Source organism: Mycobacterium celatum, from assembly GCF_002101595.1.
GTDB lineage: Bacteria > Actinomycetota > Actinomycetes > Mycobacteriales > Mycobacteriaceae > Mycobacterium > Mycobacterium celatum.
Window position 1 is genome coordinate 143,290 of the sequence record NZ_LQOM01000046.1, and the last position, 16,570, is coordinate 159,859.

Annotated in this window: 20 protein-coding genes, 2 tRNA genes and 1 pseudogene; 11 read left to right on the forward strand and 12 right to left on the reverse strand. The window is 65.9% G+C overall.

The window, feature by feature from the left end; all coding sequences use genetic code 11:
- Window positions 1-26 precede the first annotated feature (26 nt).
- From AWB95_RS19950 to AWB95_RS19975, 8 genes and pseudogenes are all read right to left on the reverse strand, one after another.
- Window positions 27-1,532: a sensor histidine kinase gene (locus tag AWB95_RS19950; protein ID WP_062540678.1), complete on the reverse strand. Its 1,506-nt coding sequence runs from the start codon at window positions 1,530-1,532 to the stop codon at window positions 27-29.
- Window positions 1,510-2,214 carry a response regulator transcription factor gene (locus tag AWB95_RS19955; RefSeq protein WP_062540692.1) on the reverse strand — a complete coding sequence of 235 codons (705 nt, stop codon included), beginning with the start codon at window positions 2,212-2,214 and terminating at the stop codon, window positions 1,510-1,512. Before AWB95_RS19955 ends, AWB95_RS19950 begins: the two co-directional genes overlap by 23 nt.
- 135 nt (window positions 2,215-2,349) lie before the next feature.
- Window positions 2,350-2,505 carry a DUF6131 family protein gene (locus AWB95_RS23110; protein WP_099539658.1) on the reverse strand — a complete coding sequence of 52 codons (156 nt, stop codon included), beginning with the start codon at window positions 2,503-2,505 and terminating at the stop codon, window positions 2,350-2,352.
- Entirely contained in the window at window positions 2,502-2,765 is a 264-nt protein-coding gene (locus AWB95_RS19960) for a hypothetical protein (RefSeq protein ID WP_062540677.1), read from the reverse strand. The genes AWB95_RS23110 and AWB95_RS19960 overlap by 4 nt, the downstream gene beginning before the upstream one ends.
- A 151-nt stretch (window positions 2,766-2,916) precedes the next feature.
- Entirely contained in the window at window positions 2,917-3,063 is a 147-nt protein-coding gene (locus tag AWB95_RS23355) for a hypothetical protein (protein WP_169714713.1), read from the reverse strand.
- 44 nt (window positions 3,064-3,107) lie between these two features.
- Window positions 3,108-4,043 (reverse strand): class I SAM-dependent methyltransferase, encoded by a 936-nt coding sequence (locus AWB95_RS19965; RefSeq protein WP_062540691.1) that lies wholly within the window; start codon window positions 4,041-4,043, stop codon window positions 3,108-3,110.
- A gap of 12 nt (window positions 4,044-4,055) precedes the next feature.
- A complete protein-coding gene (locus AWB95_RS19970) occupies window positions 4,056-4,481 on the reverse strand; it encodes an MmcQ/YjbR family DNA-binding protein (protein ID WP_062540676.1) in 426 nt (141 codons plus the stop codon).
- A pseudogene (locus AWB95_RS19975) lies at window positions 4,478-4,861 on the reverse strand (nuclear transport factor 2 family protein). The gene AWB95_RS19970 and the pseudogene AWB95_RS19975 overlap by 4 nt, the downstream one beginning before the upstream one ends.
- 63 nt (window positions 4,862-4,924) lie before the next feature.
- On the opposite strand from AWB95_RS19975, the gene AWB95_RS19980 reads away from it, so the two are divergent.
- Window positions 4,925-5,914, forward strand: coding sequence for a phosphotransferase family protein (locus tag AWB95_RS19980; protein WP_062540690.1), 990 nt, complete (start codon window positions 4,925-4,927; stop codon window positions 5,912-5,914).
- A complete protein-coding gene (locus AWB95_RS19985) occupies window positions 5,911-7,086 on the forward strand; it encodes an acyl-CoA dehydrogenase family protein (RefSeq protein ID WP_062540675.1) in 1,176 nt (391 codons plus the stop codon). The genes AWB95_RS19980 and AWB95_RS19985 overlap by 4 nt, the downstream gene beginning before the upstream one ends.
- 2 nt (window positions 7,087-7,088) lie before the next feature.
- On the opposite strand, the gene AWB95_RS19990 is transcribed toward AWB95_RS19985, so the two are convergent.
- The gene (locus AWB95_RS19990) at window positions 7,089-7,451 is read right to left on the reverse strand and encodes an STAS domain-containing protein (RefSeq protein WP_062540674.1); all 363 of its coding nucleotides are present in this window, start codon (window positions 7,449-7,451) and stop codon (window positions 7,089-7,091) included.
- A gap of 174 nt (window positions 7,452-7,625) precedes the next feature.
- On the opposite strand from AWB95_RS19990, the gene AWB95_RS19995 reads away from it, so the two are divergent.
- The 7 genes from AWB95_RS19995 to AWB95_RS20025 are packed head-to-tail and all read left to right on the forward strand — an operon-like array spanning window position 7,626 to window position 13,837.
- Window positions 7,626-8,528, forward strand: coding sequence for an STAS domain-containing protein (locus AWB95_RS19995; RefSeq protein WP_062540673.1), 903 nt, complete (start codon window positions 7,626-7,628; stop codon window positions 8,526-8,528).
- Between the two features lie 22 nt (window positions 8,529-8,550).
- The gene (locus tag AWB95_RS20000) at window positions 8,551-8,937 is read left to right on the forward strand and encodes an STAS domain-containing protein (RefSeq protein ID WP_062540672.1); all 387 of its coding nucleotides are present in this window, start codon (window positions 8,551-8,553) and stop codon (window positions 8,935-8,937) included.
- On the forward strand, window positions 8,927-9,349 hold the full coding sequence (locus AWB95_RS20005) for an anti-sigma regulatory factor (RefSeq protein WP_062540671.1): 423 nt from the start codon (window positions 8,927-8,929) through the stop codon (window positions 9,347-9,349). Before AWB95_RS20000 ends, AWB95_RS20005 begins: the two co-directional genes overlap by 11 nt.
- A complete protein-coding gene (locus tag AWB95_RS20010) occupies window positions 9,342-9,971 on the forward strand; it encodes a SpoIIE family protein phosphatase (protein ID WP_062540670.1) in 630 nt (209 codons plus the stop codon). Before AWB95_RS20005 ends, AWB95_RS20010 begins: the two co-directional genes overlap by 8 nt.
- On the forward strand, window positions 9,968-12,175 hold the full coding sequence (locus AWB95_RS20015; RefSeq protein WP_062540669.1) for a SpoIIE family protein phosphatase: 2,208 nt from the start codon (window positions 9,968-9,970) through the stop codon (window positions 12,173-12,175). Before AWB95_RS20010 ends, AWB95_RS20015 begins: the two co-directional genes overlap by 4 nt.
- Before the next feature lies 1 nt (window position 12,176).
- The gene (locus tag AWB95_RS20020) at window positions 12,177-13,433 is read left to right on the forward strand and encodes an amidohydrolase (RefSeq protein ID WP_062540668.1); all 1,257 of its coding nucleotides are present in this window, start codon (window positions 12,177-12,179) and stop codon (window positions 13,431-13,433) included.
- Complete coding sequence (locus tag AWB95_RS20025) at window positions 13,430-13,837, forward strand: SgcJ/EcaC family oxidoreductase (RefSeq protein ID WP_084707187.1); 408 nt, start codon at window positions 13,430-13,432, stop codon at window positions 13,835-13,837. The genes AWB95_RS20020 and AWB95_RS20025 overlap by 4 nt, the downstream gene beginning before the upstream one ends.
- A 329-nt stretch (window positions 13,838-14,166) precedes the next feature.
- Here the strand turns inward: AWB95_RS20025 and AWB95_RS23115 are convergent, their stop codons facing one another.
- From AWB95_RS23115 to AWB95_RS20035, 3 genes are all read right to left on the reverse strand, one after another.
- A complete protein-coding gene (locus AWB95_RS23115) occupies window positions 14,167-14,415 on the reverse strand; it encodes a hypothetical protein (RefSeq protein ID WP_139818525.1) in 249 nt (82 codons plus the stop codon).
- Between the two features lie 311 nt (window positions 14,416-14,726).
- Window positions 14,727-14,799: transfer RNA gene (locus AWB95_RS20030), tRNA-Arg, on the reverse strand.
- Window positions 14,800-14,871: 72 nt separating this feature from the next.
- Window positions 14,872-14,962, reverse strand: a tRNA-Ser gene (locus AWB95_RS20035).
- An 86-nt stretch (window positions 14,963-15,048) separates the two neighbouring features.
- On the opposite strand from AWB95_RS20035, the gene hisC reads away from it, so the two are divergent.
- Window positions 15,049-16,098 carry a histidinol-phosphate transaminase gene (gene hisC / locus AWB95_RS20040; protein ID WP_062540667.1) on the forward strand — a complete coding sequence of 350 codons (1,050 nt, stop codon included), beginning with the start codon at window positions 15,049-15,051 and terminating at the stop codon, window positions 16,096-16,098.
- On the forward strand, window positions 16,098-16,565 hold the full coding sequence (locus AWB95_RS20045) for a DUF4334 domain-containing protein (protein ID WP_062540666.1): 468 nt from the start codon (window positions 16,098-16,100) through the stop codon (window positions 16,563-16,565). Before hisC ends, AWB95_RS20045 begins: the two co-directional genes overlap by 1 nt.
- Window positions 16,566-16,570: the final 5 nt, after the last annotated feature.

The window sequence follows — 16,570 nt, forward strand, 5'->3', positions numbered from 1 at the left end:
GGGTGTGGGGTTGCAGTGGGTAGCGGCTATGCCTCGGCTGTGAGCGGCAACCGCACCGTGAACTGCGTGTGGCCCGGCGCACTGTGCACATCGATGCTGCCGTCGTGCGCCTTGACCACCGCCGAGACGATCGCCAGGCCCAGCCCGGTGCTGCCGCCCTTGCGGGAGCGGGAGGTGTCGCCGCGGGCGAACCGCTCGAATACCTCCGACTGCAACGGTTCGGGAATTCCGGGGCCGTTGTCACTCACCGTCAGCACCGCATGCGTTGTGTCGATGCTCAGCCCCGTCGTCACAATGGTTCCCGGGCCGGTATGGATGCGGGCGTTGGTGAGCAGGTTCGTCAACACCTGATGCAGCCGGGCCGCGTCACCGGTGACCATCACCGGCTTGTCGGGCAGGTCGAGCTCCCACTGGTGATCGGGCCCGGCGACGTGGGCATCGCTGACCGCATCGAGCGCGACGCGCGACAGGTCCACCGGTTCGCGTTCCAGCGGCCGCCCAGAATCCAGCCTGGCCAGCAGCAGAAGGTCCTCGACGAGGCGGGTCATTCGCTCGGTCTCGGACTGCACACGGCTCATCGCGTGCGCAACCGCATCCTTGTCTCCCTCTTTTTGGGAAACCCGTTGCGCCAGTTCGGTATAACCGCGGATCGCGGCCAGCGGGGTGCGTAGCTCGTGGCTGGCGTCGGCGACGAACTGGCGGACCCTGGTCTCGCTGGCCTGTCGGGTGGACAGCGCGGTGGCGATGTGGTCGAGCATCCGGTTCACCGCCGACCCGAGCTGGCCGACCTCGGTGTGCGGGTTTGCGTCGGGTTCGGGCACGCGCACGGGCAGCGCCACCTCACCGCGGTCCAGTGGCAGGTCGACGACTTTGCTCGCGGTTTGCGAGACGCGCCGCAGCGGGGCCAGGGCGCGCCGGATGATCACGATGCCCGCAGTGGTCGCCGCGGCCAGGGCGACCACGGTGACCACTCCGAAGATCAGCAGCACCCGGATCATGGTGGCGTCCACGTTGGACATCGACAGCCCGGTGACAATCACGTCGCCGCCGTGCCGTGCAGGGGCGGCAATCACGCGGTAGCGGCCGAGGCCGTCGAGGTCGCGGGTCACCGGTGTGCGGTTCGGTACGACCGCGTCCAGTTGGGCTTTGGCCTTGTCCGACAACGCGGCTCGCGAGCCGGTGGTGGTCAGGTATCCGGCGTCGACGGCCCGGCCGCCACTGACCACTGCGGCCACCATGCCGACCGGTTGGCCCGGCGCGTCAAGGAATTCGGGTCCCGGCCCCGGCCTGGGAGCGCGGTGATGGTGCCACGGCACCGGCGGTGGCGGTGGTTCACCGAACATGCGTACCGAACGATGCGACGCGTCGTGCACTTGCACGTCGAGCTGGCCGACCAGGTACCGGTACAACGCGAGCTCGGTCACCGCACCGATTCCCAGGCAGGCGATGGTCAATACGATGACCTGGCCGACCAGCAGACGAACCCGAAGCGACCAGGTGCGCCGCGCGCTAACGGGCCGGCTTGAGGACATAGCCGGCGCCGCGCAGCGTATGGATCATGGGCTCGCGCCCGTTGTCGATCTTCTTCCGCAGGTACGAGATGTACAGCTCGACGATGTTGGACCGACCACCGAAGTCGTAACTCCACACCCGGTCCAGGATCTGCGCTTTGCTCAACACCCGCTTAGCGTTGCGCATCATGAACCGCAGCAGCTCGAACTCGGTGGAGGTCAACGAGATCGGTTCGCCGGCGCGGGTGACCTCGTGGCTGTCCTCGTCGAGCACCAAGTCGCCGACGACGATTTGCGCGCCGCTGTCCACCGTCGTCACCCCGGTGCGCCGTAGCAGCGCCCGCAGTCGCAACACCACCTCTTCCAGGCTGAACGGTTTGGTGACGTAGTCGTCGCCGCCGGCGGTCAACCCGGCGATGCGGTCTTCCACCGCGTCCTTGGCGGTGAGCAGCAGCACAGGCAGATGCGGATTGTGTTCGCGCAGTTTGCGTAACACGTCCAGCCCGCTCATGTCGGGCAGCATCACGTCGAGGACGACGACGTCCGGCCGCTGCTTTCGGGCGACCGCCAGCGCCGAGGCCCCGTCCCCGGCGGTGGAAATGTTCCAGCCTTCGTAACGCAGCGCCATCGACACCATTTCGGCGAGGACGGCCTCGTCGTCGACCACCAGCACGTTGATCGGATTGCCGTCGGCACGACGCATCACGACGCGTTCGACGGTCACGTCGCCGCGCCGGTGATCGCCACTGGGTTGGCTCACAACTCCCTAGTATGCGCAGCGAACTGAGTCGATGCTGTGCCGATCCTATGCGCGCGCTGTGAGCGGTTCAGGCGCTGGTCAGTACCAGTATCGCCGGCCGGCGACCGGGCGGCCGACGCTGCCCATGATCCAGAAGACCGCGCCGATCACCAGCAGGATGATGCCGAGCACCTCTAAAACCGGGACCGCCAAAAAATATCCGAGGACCAGAAGAATGATTCCGAGGACGATCATGATGTCTCCATTCCAACAAGGTGTTCGATGTTGATCGCCGGCATCGAACTGGGCTCCGGCAAATGACAACTGACTTTCGGGTTTACGCCTGCGTAGTTCAATGGCCCCGCGATCACCGTCAGCGCGATGTTGCCAACGGAGGCACAGGTTTTTGCCTCACTCTCGAAGTAGCCGCGCTGCCAGACGGCGATCGCCCCGATGATCAGCCAAATCAGCACAATGACGCTGATAATTCCGCCGTACCGCATAGTGACCTCCATTGGTCCGGGCACAAATTCTGGTGCACTGTCTACCCAGCGTTGGAATTTCCAAACACGCGCTGGTGGCAGGGCATCAGCAGGTCGTTTTTTAGTTTTCTGCCTTCAAGGGTAGGCGAAAATGTTGTGCGGCAGGTGGCGATTTGCGCCGGATTTACTTCTCCGGCGGCTCGGCGGGTGTCAACCGCTCGGGCGGTTCGTCGGGTGTCAGCCGCTCCGGCGGCTCCGCCGGAGTCAGCCGCTCGGGCGGTTCTGGCGGGGTGCCGCGTTCTGGTGTCGGATCGGGTGTGGTGGGAGTCATCGGCCAGCCCTACCCGCGTTCCGGCGCTTCAAAACACACCACGGTCACCCTGACCGCTGTGCGGAGATGAAAACCGTTGGCGGCATTACGTCTTCAGCGGGAATATCACGACCATAACGAGCCAGCATCGCAGCCATGCCAGTTGATGCAGCCTGCCAGCCATGCTCGTGCAGCCAATCGGTGATGTCTGTTCGCTCCTCGCGGTACCAGAGGTCGTCGGTGTCGGGGAGCTCGGTCCGGAGCAGTTCGGCAGCCGCGGCTTGGAAGCGTTGCGCCTGTTCACGCTGGCGGGCCAGGAGATCCGGGTTGAGGAAATTCTGGGCAGGTGCATTGACGGCCAGCCAACTGCCCGCCGCGCTGTGCGCATGAATGCGCTCGAAGAGCAGATCCTGGGCCCACGCCGGCAGGTAGCGGATCAGCCCCTCAGCCGACCAGGCAGTCGGCCGCGATGGATCAAAACCCGCTTCCTGCAAGGCTGTTGGCCAGTCCTGCCGCAGGTCGACCGGAACGTTCACCGGCTGCGACGTCGGGCGCGCGCCGTGCTGGCGTAATGTCGCCGACTTGAATTCGAGGACACTCGGCTGGTCGAGCTCATACACCGTGGTCTTGTCCGGCCACGGCAACCGCCAGGCGCGCGCATCTAAACCGGCTGCGAGAATCACGATCTGCCGAACGCCGGATTTCGCGGCTTCGAGAAAGAATTCGTCGAAGAACGCCGTCCGCACGGCCATGAAGTCGACCATGACCTGCATCCGGCTGCGCAGCTCGGGATCACGTTCGATCAGTTGAGCGCGAAGGGCGGGATCGGTGAACAGGCTCCACATTCCGCGCCCCGCCGCGTTCACGAACAGCTGGGCAAACGGGTCCCGGACGAGCGGGTCGGCGGCGGCGGTTTCCGCGGCACGGGCCGCAGCGACACCGAGCGCGGTCGACCCCACGCTCTCGGTGATGTCCCAGGAGTCGTCGTCGGTTCTCGGCATCGCCATTACCTCTCAATCGCAGCCGTCTGGACGGTGAGCGGACAGCCACTCGGCTGCGCGACGCTTCGACGCCCGCGACAGCCATGCGTCCTGGATGAGCTCGGCCAGCTCGGTTCTGCTGACGTCGGCCAACCGGCTGGCCCGCACCAACACCGACGGGTGGCCGTCGAAGCGGTCCGTGGTGAAAAACGGCGAATCCGGGTCCTGCACCAACGCCAATTTATCGCTCTCCGACTCCACCCAGATCATGATCACGTCGGCGTACCGCTCGCCGGTGTCGGGGTCGGCGGCGTCAGGCTGCGGGGTGCGGAAGAACACGAACGACTTGCCGCCGACCTGGTAGATCGGGTTACCCTTCGGCCCTTCGATGCGCCGCGCGAACGGCATTCCGGCGGCGGTCTCGTGGACGTCGCTCAGTCGGGCCGGACGATCCGTCACTGGCCCAACAGTTGTGCCATCGCCGGAATGATCGTCTGTAGTGCCTTGAGCGGGCGCAGCATGACCTTGAACGACACGATCTGCCCGTCGTCATTCCAGTGGATCATGTCGATTCCGTTGACGTAGACACCGTCGATGGTCGCGGCGAACTCGAGGATGGCGGACCGCTCCTGATACCACTGCTCGATTTAGTGAAAATCCGTGTCGCCAAACACTTTTGCCGCTGCTCGCAAGTAGGTCGCCGTCTTCTGCCTGCCCCCCTGGGGGGCGAAGACCGCCGGTGAGTAGAACACGGCATCGTCGGCCAGCAGACTGTCCAGCTCGTCGACACGGCCGTTCTCGATGATCTGCAGCCAACGCTCGATCACTGGTGGCGTCATAGCCCGATCCTCGCAGACGGTAGCTTTTCCACCGTGGAGAACCTGGAAGCGGTCGCGGAATGGATGTCGCGGCAGGGCCTGGACGAGGGCCCGCTGGAGGATGTTTGCGAGATCAGCGGCGGAACACAGAACATCATGCTGCGGTTCACCCGTTCCGGCCGGGAGTACGTGCTACGACGCGGACCGCGACACCTGCGTCCCCGCAGCAACACGGTGATTCTGCGGGAGACCCGGGTGCTGGCCGCCCTGGCTGACACCGACGTGCCGCATCCCCATCTGATCGCCACCTGCGACGACACGTCGGTGCTCGGCGATGCGGTGTTCTACCTGATGGAGCCCGTCGACGGGTTCAACGCCGGCGAGGAGCTACCTGCACTGCATGCCAGCGACGCCAGCGTGCGCTTCGGCATGGGGCTGTCGATGGCCGACGCGCTGGCCAAGCTGGGCGCGGTCGACCATGTGGCCGTCGGGCTGGCCGACTTCGGAAAGCCGGAGGGGTTCCTGGAACGCCAAGTGCCACGGTGGCTTTCGGAACTGGAGTCCTACAACCAATTCGAGAACTATCCCGGCCCGGACATACCCGGCGTCGACGACGTCGCCAAGTGGCTCGACGAAAACCGGCCGACGCGGTGGCAGCCGGGCATCATGCACGGCGACTACCACGCCGCCAACGTGATGTTCTCCCGCACCGGCCCGGACGTCGTCGCGATCGTCGACTGGGAGATGTCCACGATCGGCGACCCGCTGCTGGATCTGGGCTGGATGCTGGCCACCTGGCGGCAATCCGACGGGACCAGCGTGTTCGGCCACAGCCTCACCGAGATGGGCGGATTGGCCGGCCCCGACGACCTCATCGAGCGTTATGCGGCCAACACCACCCGCGACCTGTCACACATCACCTGGTACACCGTGCTGGCCTGCTTCAAGCTCGGCATCGTCATCGAGGGCACGCTGGCGCGGGCCTGTGCGGGCAAGGCGCCCAAGGAAGTCGGCGACCACCTGCACGCCGCCACGGTGAAGCTGTTCGAGCAGGCGCTGGAGCTCATGAATTGATCGACTTCGACATCCCGGCAGAGCTAGCGGCGCTGCGCGACGAGATCCGCACCTTCGTCACCGAACAGATCGTTCCGTACGAGACCGATCCGCGTCTGACTCGGCACGGTCCCGACGACGAGTTGCGCGCCGAGCTGGTGGAGTTGGCCCGCGCCGCGGGGCTGCTGACCTTCCAGGCGCCCAAGCGATTTGGCGGCCGGGAGCCGTCGCACCGCGAACAAGCGGTGCTGTTCGAGGCGGCTGGCTGGTCGACGCTGGGACCGGTGGCGCTCAACTGCGCCGCACCCGACGAAGGCAACATGTACCTGCTCGCCAAGGTGGCCAACCAGCAGCAGGTCGACGAGTTTCTGCTGCCGGTGATCGACGGTAGGCAGCGGTCGGTGTTCGCGATGACCGAACCCGACGGCGCCGGCTCAGATCCCAACCAGCTGGCCACCGAGGCACACTTCGACGGCACCGACTACGTCATCAACGGCCGCAAATGGTTGATCACGGGGGCTCAGGGTGCACGGACGTGGATCATCATGGCCCGCGTCGCGCCGAACCCGCACGGCGCCGACGGGCCGACGCTGTTTGTGTGCGACGGCCGAACGGCCGGCATCGAGCTCGAGCGGGTGATGTCGACGATGGACCGCAACTACGTCGAAGGCCATGGCGTGGTGCGCTTCACCGACCTGCGGCTGCCGGCGTCGGCGGTGCTCGGCGAGGTGGGGCAGGCGCTGCGCTACGCGCAACTGCGGCTGGCCCCGGCGCGGTTGACCCATTGCATGCGCTGGCTGGGCGCCGCCTCGCGGGCACAGTCGATCGCGCTGCACCACGCCCGCACCCGCACCGCGTTCGGCAAACCCATCGGTGAACACCAGGGCGTGAGCTTCATGATCGCCGACAACGAGATCGCCCTGCAGCAATGCCGGCTGGCTATCTGGTGGGCGTGCTGGGCGCTGGACAACGGCGCGAAAGGCCGGCACGAAAGCTCCATGGTCAAGGCCTACGTGTCCGAAGAGTTGTTCAAAGTCGCCGACCGCTGTGTGCAGATCCTCGGCGGCATCGGCATCTCCGACGAGACGCCGGTTGGCATGATCTTCTCCGACATGCGCGCGTTCCGGCTCTACGACGGCCCGACCGAAGTGCACAAGTACGCCATCGCCCGGCAGGTGCTGCGCTCGCCCTAGCGCTACTCGGTGCTCGTCCGCAGCGCCCTCAGGGCGTCCTCGAGCGTCGGGTACAGCGACACGGTCTTGTCGAGACCCAGCAAATCGATAGGCCGCCTGGTCACCGGGCTGTCCGCCACGATTGCGAGCTGGCCCGCGTCGCCGAGCTTTTCGCGGGCGGCTGCCAGGATCCGAACACCGGCGGACGCCAAGAACTCCGTCGCGGACAGTTCGACGACCAGGACCGCCGGCTCTCCGGCGAGCGCTTCGTCGATTGCCGCCTCGAACGCCGGGGCGGTGCTCAAATCGATCTCGCCGCCCACAGTCAGCACCGCGACGCCGTCGAGATGCTCGACTGAGGTACTGATCGGATCCGGAGCTGACAACGGCCATCCTTCGTCCGGCGCTGAGCTGCAATACGAGCTGTGGTGCCGACCCAAACCCGCTCTCGCAGACTGCCAGAAATGATACTTCAACCACTGCCGCTTAGCGGTCGGTTACGCTGGGCAAAGCATGTGCGGGCCACCGCCGGGGGGTGCAGGCAGGAGCCGGGAGGTTCGATGTCGGATCCGTCGACGGGCTTAGCGAGCACCACCGCTGTCAGCCAACCAATGGGCGTCTCCACCGAGGGTTTGCTGCCGCAGCTTGTCCAGCACCTGCGGCAGAACCGCACCGCGTTGCGTGAGGAATGGGCCCAGCGGATCACCGAGGCGCAGTTGCTCACCGCGATGACGCCGGAGGAGATTTTCTCCGAGGCCACCGCCGTCTACGACAACTACGTCGAGGTGCTCGAGACCGGAAGCGTCGAGGCCCTGCAGGCCTACGCGCGCGACCTGTCCGAACGCATCATCCCGCGGGGCGTGGAGACCGACGAGGTGGTCGGCATCGTGTTGCTGTTGCGCGACGTGCTCGCCCGCTCGCTGTTCGAGAAGTACCAGTCCGACTTCAAGATGCTCAACCGGGTACTCGACGCCTACGAGCCGGCCGCCAACCGCATTGCCAACACCGTTGCCGTCAGCTTCGTCCAGGAACGCGAGCGCATCATCCGCCAACAGCAGGAGGCCATCCGAGAGCTGTCCACGCCGGTGCTGCAGGTGCGCGAGCAGCTGCTGATCCTGCCGATCATCGGCATCCTCGACAGCCAGCGCGCCCGTCAGGTCACCGAACAGCTGCTGCGGGCGATCCGGGCCAACCGGGCCAAGGTGGTGGTCATCGACATCACCGGTGTGCCCACCATCGACTCGACCGTCGCGAACCACCTGGTGCAAACCGTCGACGCGTCGGGATTGATGGGCGCCAGCGTGATCATCACCGGCCTGTCGTCGGAGATCGCGCTGACCCTGGTGACAATCGGACTGGATCTTTCGAAGATGAACGCGGTCGGCGACCTGCAGGGGGGAATCGAAGAGGCCGAGCGGCTGCTGGGTTACGAAGTCACCCGCACCGGCGAGCAGAGCGGGTGAGCACCGCCATTACGAGCGCCCCATGCCAGTACCCATCCTGAAGCAGGGCGCGATTCTCATCGCGACCGTGCAAGCCGCGCTCACCGACTCCGACACCGAACGGCTCCGTCAGGATCTGATGGAACGGGTCAGCCGGTTCCGCGCCCAGGGCATCATCGTCGACGTCACCGCCATCGACGTGATGGATTCCTTCGCCGCCCGGTCGCTGCGCACGATCGCGCACATGACCCGGCTGCGTGGCGCGGACACCGTGATTGTGGGCCTGCAGCCCGAAGTGGCGTTCGCGATGGTCCAGCTCGGGCTGGCGTTCGACGACATGTATACGGCGCTCGACCTGGAGGAGGGCCTCGCGCTGCTGAATCGACAACTGGCCCTGCGAAAGTCGATCGGACGTGAGAGTGGCGGATAACGTCGGCGTCGACCTGCGAGTCGACATCGTCAACTCGGACGACATCGTTGCCGCGCGACAGGCAGGGCATCAGTTGGCCCGCGACCTGGGTTTCTCGCTGACCGACGTGACCATGATCGCCACCGCCATCTCCGAGATCGCCCGCAACATCACCAGCTACGCCGGGCGCGGCGAGGTCCGGGTCAGCGTGCAAGACCGGGAGGGACGCAAGGCGCTGGTGGTGCGCGCCGAAGACGACGGGCCGGGCATCGCCAACGTGGAAAGAGCTATGGAGGACGGGTTTTCGACGGGTCGTGGGCTCGGTATGGGTCTGCCCGGCGCACGCCGCCTGATGGACCGGCTGATCGTGGAGTCCACACCCGGCCGCGGGACGAATGTCGAGATGTGGAAATGGATTCCGCCCGATGAATGAGAACGGCCGGCTCGGGCCGCTGGAATGGGCGACCGCGGTGCGCCCGCGAGCGGGCGAGCAGGTGTGCGGCGACCGTGCGATCGCGGTCGCCGTCGACGGCACCGCCGCGCTGATCGGAGTGCTGGACGGGCTCGGCCATGGTGCGGACGCCGCGACGGCGGCGCTGTGCGGGGTGATGGTGCTGGACGAAGCCCGCGCGAAGCCGCTCGAGGTACTGGTCCAACACTGCCACCGCGCGCTGTCGGGCACCAGGGGTGCCGCGATGACGTTGGCGCGCATCGACTTCGGCGCAACCGACACGCTGCGGTGGATCGGAATCGGCAACGTCAGCGCCGACCTCGTCGCCAAACATCCAGGTGGCGTCGAAGTGCGGTCGTCCGCGCGTCTCATCGGCGGCATTGTCGGATACCGGCTACCCGAAGGGATAACGCCGCAGGAAGTGCCGATCCGTCCCGGTGACCTGCTCGTCATCGCCAGCGACGGAATCGCCGAAGACCACTTGGCCGACATCGACTTCGCCGCGCCCAGCACCGTGATCGCCGAGCAGATCCTCAGCCGGCACGGCAAGCAGACCGATGACGCGCTGGTGCTCGCCGCCCGTCATCGAGGCACGACAGGATGAGGCGCGCCGAGGAATTTCACGCCCGGTACGCCGCCGCGCTGCGTACCTATCTGCAGGCGCGCGGCGAAGCCAGCCTCGCCGTGGGCCACGAACTCGGGCGGCGCGCGCTGCAAGAACAGATCAGCATGCTCGACATCATCGAAAAGCACGTCCTGCTGACGGGCGACCTTGCGGCCGAACCCGGCTTCGACCCGTCGGCGGCGCTGGAGTTCCTGCTGCAGACACTCGCCCCGCTCGATGTGGCAACGCGCGGATTCCTAGACGGCACAAGGCGTTACGAGGAGCAGCGGGCGCGCGCGGATGACCTCGCCGACCGCGACGAGTTCCGCAGCGCGCTGGTCAATTCGTTGCAGGAGGGCTTCTTCGTCGCCGACGACAACGGCGCGGTCATCGAGGTCAACGAGGCTTTCGCCAAGATCACCGGCTACCCGGCCGACGGCGTGCCCTACCCGTGGCCGCACCCGTGGCTGGTCGACAAGAAAACCGCTGCACTGCAACAATCCCGGCTCACCTCGGAGGAAAGCCAGGTCCAATACGAGACGCCGATTCGCAACCGCGACGGCCACCTCGTGTGGGTGGCGGTGAACATCAGCACAGCCCAGGGCGCCGAAGGCGTCGCATACGTGGGGACGATTCGTGACATCACCGCCGAACGGGCTTTTGCGGCACGGGAAAACGCGGTGCTGCGCCTGGCCACCGCCGTGGGTGTGGCCAAAAGCGTGGCCGAGGTGCTGGCGATCACGCTCGACGAGTGCCGAACGGTGATCGGCGTTTCGCGAGTGGTCGCCGCACTGTGGGCCACCAACGGCGCCGACCCGACCGTACTGGTGGCGGGGAAACCCGACGCGGCAACCTGGCGCGAGCTGGATCCGTTGCTGCGGCAAACATTTGAGGATGCGCGGCGCCAGTTGCCGCTCACCGTGCAGACGGTGGAATGGGCGGACACACCGGGGCAGTCCCGCGGAATCGTGGCGGTGCTCTCCGGAACTGCAGACGTCGCCCTGTGGCTGGAGTTGGGGACACCGCGGCGGATCAGCGCCGAAGATCGGCTCCTGGTCACCATGCTGGTCGGTCACCTGAGCCTGGCCATCCAGCACGTCCGCCAGTTCGAGAACGCCCGCGAGACGTCGCTGACATTGCAGCGCGCCATGCTGCCCTCCACCGATCCACCGGCGGGTTTCGCGGTACGCTACGAACCCGCCGTGCCGCCGCTGGAGATCGGCGGCGACTGGTATGAGGTGCTGCCGGTCGGCGAACATCAGATCGGCATCATCGTCGGCGACTGCGTCGGCCGCAGTCTATCCGCCGCGGCGGTGATGGGTCAGCTTCGCAGCTCGGCGCGTGCACTGCTGTTGACCGGCGCCGAACCCGGGATGCTACTCGAACAACTCGACGTCGCAGCCGAGTTCATTCCGGATGCCTTCTGCACCACGGTGTTTCTGGCGATCCTCGACACCGAATCCGGCGAGTTGCGCTACAGCAGCGCCGGGCATCTGCCGGCGGTCCTGGTGGCACCGCGGCGCGAGCCAACCCTGCTCTCCGATGCGCAGTCGGTGCCAATTGCGGTGCACGGCAGGGGTCCTCGCCGACAGGCATCCGTGACGGTGGCACCCGGGTCCACGTTGATGCTCTACACCGATGGCCTGGTCGAGCGGCGCGACGCATCGATCGACGACGGGATCGCGCGCGTCGCCGAGGTAGTGGCCAACGGGATGACGCTGTCGGCCGATGCCGTCGCGGACGCAGCGCTTGCCGAGATGGCACCGCCCGACGGATACGACGACGACGTGGCGATCGTGGTCTACCGCAGGCCCTATCGGCCGCTGAGCATCGAAAGCGATGCAGCCGCAGTCGAATTGGCAGATATCCGGCATCGGCTGATCGCCTGGGCGCGGGAAGCCGCGGTCCCGGAGGATTTGTGTGCCGACGTCGTGCTGGCGGTCAACGAGGCGTGCGCCAACAGCATCGAGCACGCCTACCGGGGGCATGAACCGGGCAAGGTTCGCGTCGAAGCCCACTGCGACGGTGCGCAAGTGCGGGTGCGGATCGTCGATACCGGTTCGTGGAAGCCTGCGCCCGCCGACCCGGGTAACCGTGGTCGGGGACTACTGCTGATCCGGGCGGTCACCGACTGGCTCGAGATGGCTTGCACGTCGTCGGGAACCACGGTCGACATGACGTTTAGCCTGTCTGGGGAGGCCTAGAATGCCGCAGCAGCTCATCGACACCCTCGTGGATGCCGACACGGCGCGCCTGGTCGAGGTGTTCAAGGACATCCACCGTCACCCCGAACTCGGTTTCGCCGAGACCCGCACCGCGGGAATCGTCGCGCAAGCGCTGACCGAGCTGGGTTTCGCGGTGACGACCGGCATCGGCGGCACCGGCGTCGCGGCAATCCTGCGCAACGGCTCCGGGCCGACCGTCATGTACCGCGCCGACATGGACGCCCTTCCCGTCGAGGAAGCCACCGGGCTGGACTACGCCAGCACGGTGCGGGTCAGGCGCGGCGGCACCGAGTCACCCGTCGCGCACGTGTGCGGCCACGACGCGCACGTCGCCTGGATGCTGGGGATGGCCCGGGTCTTGACGGCGACGACCGACGCCTGGTCGGGCACCGCGGTGTTGATCGGCCAGCCCGCCGAGGAACTGATCGGCGGCGCACAGGCGATGGTCGACGACCGGCTCTACGACGTGGTGCCCAAGCCGGATTGCCTGATCGGCATGCACACCGCTCCGGTACCGGTCGGCATGCTGGCCGCCTCGGGCGGTCCCAGGATGGCCGGCACCGATCAGGTCGACATCATGTTCAAGGGCGTCGGCGGTCACGGCTCGATGCCGCAGCTGGCCAAGGACCCGGTGCTGATGGCCGCCCTGGCCGTGGTGCAGTTCCAGACCATCGTCAGCCGGATGATCCCGCCGCAGGAGACCGCGGTACTGACGGTCGGTTCGGTGCAGGCCGGCTCGTCGCACAACGTCATCCCCGATCACGCGCTGCTGCAGGCCAACCTGCGGTGGTTCAACCCGCACGTCCGCGAACAACTGCTCACCGGGGTGAAGGCGGTCAGCGAAGGGATTGCCCGCAGCTACGGGATGCCCGAGGACCAGCTGCCGACGGTCACGGTGAAGGGCGGTTCGCCTCCGCTGGTCAACGACGACGGGCTCGCCTCGCGTGTGGCGTCGACGCTGGGCGGTGCGATTGGATCCGCGAACGTGCTGACGAACATGCCGCCGGTGACCGCCTCCGAGGACTGCCACCTGCTCAAGGGCCCGCACACCGACGTGCCGCTGTGCTACCTGTTCCTCGGCGTCGCCGATCCGCAGGTGTACGCCAACGCGTTAGCGGCCGGCAAGCTGTTCCCCTACTCGCCGCACAGCCCCGACTACGTCGTCGACCTTGCTGCGATCCCGTTCGGGGCGAAAATCGCCAGCCACGTGATGTTGGAATTGCTGGGTAACGGATGACAACTCCTACCGAAACGATCCAGGAGTTCATGGCCGTGTTCGCGTCGGCCTGGGCGACCAGGGATGCGGCTCAGGTTGCGTCCTTCTTCAGCGACGACGCGGTCTATCACAACATCCCGATGGATCCCGTCCAGGGGCGGGACGCAATTGCGGCGACAGTGGCGGGCTTCATGGCGATGGGTGGCCATGTGACAGTCGATATCCGTCACATCGTCGCGGAGGTTGCGGTCGTGATGCTCGAACGAGTCGATCACTTTGTCGGCAGCGAGCGAACGATTGCGTTGCCGGTGGTGGGCGTCTTCGAGGTACACGACGGCAAGATCACCGCATGGCGTGACTACTTCGACTCCGGCCAGCTCACCGATCAATTCGTTGCGCCACAAGACGATTCACGTGCGGACTGATAAGCGTCTAGTCGTTGGCGGTTGGACGTCATTGCGAGGTCGCAATCCGTGCTACCCGGGGGCTGCCGGCCATAACTTGAAAGGTCAGCTCGCCGGTCATGCGGATTGGCCTGGGTTCAGATCCGGCGGTGGGGCAACCGGAAGTTCGCGTCATGCGAAGATCAGCCGAAGCGACTGCGGCAGAGCGTCGGCGGTCGCCCACTCGGGCGTGACCTCCGAAAGGTGTTGGTCACGAGGGCCGGATTCCCCACTTCCGCTCGGCTTTACGTTAAACGTACGGTCTGATATGTCGGTGTGGCCGCGGGAAACGGTCGAGAACACTGGGTAGGTCAGCGGCGGGCTGAACGCGCGAGTTGGCTGACTCGTTGTGGCGAAACATGTAACAACTCGGCCGTATCACGAACCGGAACGCCGGCTTTCGCTAAGGCATTGGCGTAGTCAGCTGCTTCTTGTTGAGCACGCACGCTTGCCAATTCAGCAGCGCGGCGGTCTTCGTGGCTGCCTTCTGCGTCGGTGCGGCGGAATCCAGCTTTCCGAAGTCGTTTGGTGACTGACCGGGTGGGCTCTTCTTTGACCACGACATAGTCTAGCGCGCTAGACACTATCTAGTGCATCGTGCTAGACAAATTTGTTGACAGGTCAGGGGCAATATGTTGGGCGACGAGTGATAGCCGTACGTCAACCGCTGCCATTGGTTACGCGCGAGATCAATCTTCCCGGGAAGCGTCGGCGGTAGCTGTAGGAGAAAACGCCACATATTTGCCTTCGGGACCGCCCACCGAATGTTGTGGCTAGACGCACATCCAAGGGACTGGGGTTCCACTCGGTATGCGGAAGCGATGATTTCCGCGACTAGTTGCGCTGGCGATACAACAACTGGGTAACTGAGCGCGCCCGAAGAGATTCGAACTCCCAACCTTCTGATCCGTAGTCAGATGCTCTATCCGTTGAGCTACGGGCGCCTGTGTTCACTTGTCTCGTACCTTGTGGCGCCCCGCTTCGCCCGGCTTACGCCGCGCTCGCGATCGCCACGGTGGCGGAGGCGAGAGGATTTGAACCTCCGGTCCCCGGTAAGAGGACAACTCATTAGCAGTGAGTCCCATTCGGCCGCTCTGGCACGCCTCCTTGGATTTCTGAGGGTACCGGACCCGGCTCGGGCCCCGGAACCGCCGCGGAGCACAGCGTACACAGCCCCCACATATGCTGTCTAAATGCCCGCCCGCCTGCGTCCTGAGCTGGCCGAGGTGGCGCCCTACGTCGAGGGCAAGACCATCCCGGGCACCATCAAGCTGGCCAGCAACGAGACGGTGCACGAGCCGCTGCCCAGCGTGCGCGCGGCCATCGCCGAGGCCGTCGGCGACGTCAACCGCTATCCCGACAACCACAACGTCGAGCTTCGGTTACGGCTGGCGCAGCATCTGGGGGACTTTGCGCCCGAGCAGGTCACCGTCGGCTGCGGTTCGGTGGCACTGTGCCAACGGCTCATCCAGGCCACGGCGTCGGTCGGCGACGAGGTGCTCTACGGGTGGCGCAGCTTCGGGATGTATCCGCTGCAGGTGCGGGTAGCCGGCGCCACTCCCGTCGAGGTCCCGCTGCGCGACGAGACGTACGACCTGTACGCCATGCTCGCCGCGGTCACCGACCGTACGCGGCTGGTCTTCGTGTGCAACCCGAACAACCCCACGTCCACGGTCGTCGACCCCGATGCGCTGACCCGGTTCGTCGAGGCGGTGCCCTCGGACGTTTTGATCGCGATCGACGAGGCCTATGTGGAGTACATCCGCGACGGCATGCTGCCCGACAGCCTGAGGCTGGTCCGCGCGTATCCGAATGTTGTTGTGCTGCGCACGTTTTCGAAGGCCTATGGGCTCGCGGGGTTGCGGGTGGGTTATGCGGTCGGTGACCCGGAGGTGATCGCGGCACTGGACAAGGTCGTGGTGCCGTTCACGTTGACCAACGTCTCGCAAGCGGCGGCGATCGCGTCGCTGGACGCCGCCGACGAGCTGCTCGCGCGCACGGACGCGGTTGTCGCCGAACGTGAGCGGGTTTCTCAAGCTTTGCGCGACGCCGGTTTCACGCTGCCGCCGTCGCAGGCCAACTTCGTCTGGCTACCGCTGGGCGAACGCACGCGGGATTTCGTGCAACAGGCCGCCGACGCGCGAATCGTGGTGCGACCGTTCGCCGACGACGGTGTGCGGGTCACGATCGGTGCGCCGGAGGAGAATGACGCGTTATTGCGGTTCGCGAAAGGATGGATTTGATGAGTGACGAGTTGGCGCGCAAAAAGTTCACCGAATTCAAGGAGCGCACCGGCACCATCGCCGACGCGGAGCTCGACGACTACTGGGCCAGCCTGCCGCCGGCCACCATCGACGGCATGCTCGGCGAGTGGAAGGGCGGCGAATTCGTCACCGGCCACCGGATGAACGGCCAACTCGAGAAGTCCCGCTGGTTCGGCAAGACCTTCAACTCGGCTACCGACGTGCAGCCGCTGGTGTGTCTCGACGACGACGGCAACCGGTTCTCCAACGTCAAGATGGGCAAGGGCGAGGCCAGCCTGTGGCTCGAGGAGTTCCGCGGCGAGGTCACCGCGACGATGGTGTACGACGGTCAGCCCGTGCATGACCACTTCAAGAAAATCGACGACAACGCCGTGATGGGCATCATGAACGGCAAGGGCGTCGTCGATGGCGGCCGGTACTTCTACTTCTATCTGGAGCGCGTGTAGCGGTC

Bases quoted from the DNA above. Each gene is read 5' to 3' on its own strand.
- AWB95_RS19950 (WP_062540678.1), bottom strand. From the start codon at position 1,532: ATGTCCTCAAGCCGGCCCGTTAGCGCGCGGCGCACCTGGTCGCTTCGG.
- AWB95_RS19955 (WP_062540692.1), bottom strand. From the start codon at position 2,214: ATGCGTCGTGCCGACGGCAATCCGATCAACGTGCTGGTGGTCGACGAC.
- AWB95_RS23110 (WP_099539658.1), bottom strand. From the start codon at position 2,505: ATGATCGTCCTCGGAATCATTCTTCTGGTCCTCGGATATTTTTTGGCG.
- AWB95_RS19960 (WP_062540677.1), bottom strand. From the start codon at position 2,765: ATGGAGGTCACTATGCGGTACGGCGGAATTATCAGCGTCATTGTGCTG.
- AWB95_RS23355 (WP_169714713.1), bottom strand. From the start codon at position 3,063: ATGACTCCCACCACACCCGATCCGACACCAGAACGCGGCACCCCGCCA.
- AWB95_RS19965 (WP_062540691.1), bottom strand. From the start codon at position 4,043: ATGCCGAGAACCGACGACGACTCCTGGGACATCACCGAGAGCGTGGGG.
- AWB95_RS19980 (WP_062540690.1), top strand. From the start codon at position 4,925: ATGTCGCGGCAGGGCCTGGACGAGGGCCCGCTGGAGGATGTTTGCGAG.
- AWB95_RS19995 (WP_062540673.1), top strand. From the start codon at position 7,626: ATGTCGGATCCGTCGACGGGCTTAGCGAGCACCACCGCTGTCAGCCAA.
- AWB95_RS20000 (WP_062540672.1), top strand. From the start codon at position 8,551: ATGCCAGTACCCATCCTGAAGCAGGGCGCGATTCTCATCGCGACCGTG.
- AWB95_RS20010 (WP_062540670.1), top strand. From the start codon at position 9,342: ATGAATGAGAACGGCCGGCTCGGGCCGCTGGAATGGGCGACCGCGGTG.
- AWB95_RS20015 (WP_062540669.1), top strand. From the start codon at position 9,968: ATGAGGCGCGCCGAGGAATTTCACGCCCGGTACGCCGCCGCGCTGCGT.
- AWB95_RS20020 (WP_062540668.1), top strand. From the start codon at position 12,177: ATGCCGCAGCAGCTCATCGACACCCTCGTGGATGCCGACACGGCGCGC.
- AWB95_RS20025 (WP_084707187.1), top strand. From the start codon at position 13,430: ATGACAACTCCTACCGAAACGATCCAGGAGTTCATGGCCGTGTTCGCG.
- hisC (WP_062540667.1), top strand. From the start codon at position 15,049: ATGCCCGCCCGCCTGCGTCCTGAGCTGGCCGAGGTGGCGCCCTACGTC.
- AWB95_RS20045 (WP_062540666.1), top strand. From the start codon at position 16,098: ATGAGTGACGAGTTGGCGCGCAAAAAGTTCACCGAATTCAAGGAGCGC.